This is a genomic window from Azospirillum sp. TSH64, assembly GCF_003116035.1.
GTDB lineage: Bacteria > Pseudomonadota > Alphaproteobacteria > Azospirillales > Azospirillaceae > Azospirillum.
The window spans coordinates 4,586,215-4,587,727 of record NZ_LGQW01000015.1; the positions used below are offsets into that span (position 1 = coordinate 4,586,215).

The 1,513-nt window shown below is 69.9% G+C and carries 1 protein-coding gene; it reads right to left on the minus strand.

Annotation, left to right across the window (positions count from 1 at the left end; all coding sequences use genetic code 11):
• Window positions 1–1,513 (minus strand): tetratricopeptide repeat protein (locus TSH64_RS22145; protein WP_146208132.1); only part of this gene is annotated, 1,513 nt, incomplete at both ends.

Genomic DNA, 1,513 nt, shown 5'->3' on the forward strand with positions numbered 1-1,513 from the left:
TTCCACCAGCGCCGGATCCGCCACCAGCCAGGATGTTCGGGCGGGAAAGCGCTTCAGGTCGGCACGCAGCAGGCGCGGCAGGCTTCCGGCGGCAATCTGGAGATCGGCATCGCGCGGGTCGATACTCTCCGGCCTGACATCGGCACCGGGGAAGGACCGCGCAAAAAGCGGCACCAGCCGGCGGTCGCATTCGATCACCAGGCGACCGGCGCGCCGCATCGCCTCCTCATAGCAGGAGGCGAACAGGATCTCGTCGCCCACCCCTTGCTCCCGCCACACCAGCAGCCGTCGCCCGGCGATGTTCTCGCCGCGCCACGCCCGCATGGTCAGCCGGCGCCGCTGGTCCTGGAACTGCGGCGTGGCGAAGCGCCAGTCATGATCGGCCCAGCCGGCACGCAAGGCGCCCGTTTCCAGCAACAGAAGGGAGCGGTTGTATCGCGCCTGCGCGTGCTTGGGGTCGGCCTCCAGTGCCGCATCGAAGGCGGCAAGTGCCTCCTCCTGCCGGCCATGCCGTTTCAACAGATAGGCAAGGTTGCCGTGCGCATCGGCCAATGACGGCGCAAGCTCGATGGCGGTCCGGTGGCAGTTCTCAGCTTCCGCAATCCGGCCCATCGCTTCCAGGGCATTGCCGCGGTTGGTCCAGGCAACGGCAAGGCCGGGGTCGCAGCGGGTCGCACGCTCCAGCATTCGCGCCGCCTCGTCGAAGCGGAGAAGCTTGTGGAGGGCGCCGCCGAGATTGCTGAGGGCATCGGCCGTTCCCGGCGTCAGGCTGACCGCAATGCGATGGACCCTCACCGCATCCCCAGGGGTGTCGGCCAGTTCGGCCAGATGCCCCAGAGCGGGCGCCAGATCGGCGCGCAGGCGCAATGCGCGGACGATGGCGGACCGGGCGGCCGCCACCTGCCCGGTGCGGCGGAGCAGCGCCGTCCGGTTTACCCAATGGCCGGCACCGTCCGGCTGTGCGGCGACGCAGGCACGGGATGCACGGTCGGCCGCTTCCAACTGGCCCATCCCCTGTTGGACTTCGCACAGGGCGGCATGGGCCGAGGCGTTGTGCGGGTCGGCGGCGGAAGCCCGGACCAGCAAATCCTGCGCCTTCTCCAGCGAACCGTGCCGCTTGGCCAGCACACCGCCCAGATGCAGGGCGACCGAATGGCCGGGTACCCTGTCGAGAAGTTGCCGCACCAGGGCTTCCGCCAGTGCAAAGTCGCCGGCACGGTATTGGGTGATGGCTTCCGCCATCTTCCGGTCGTCGTCGGGATCCGGCTTGGCGGGCGCCAGCATGGCCGTTTGCGGGGCTGGTTGCCGGGCTGCCTGCTGGACCGGCGGCCTGCCGGATGCCATGCGCTGCAACTCCTTCGCCATCCGGGCGAGCGTCCCGTCCAGAGCTTCGCCGGGAGTAGGCTGGAACAGGCACATGGTCGGGAACCAGGGCCGGGCGCCGGTGCCAAGCTGTGTCCAGTCACGGCTGCCGAAGCGCCAGACCGGTACCCCCAGCGCACCGGCCAGCTCC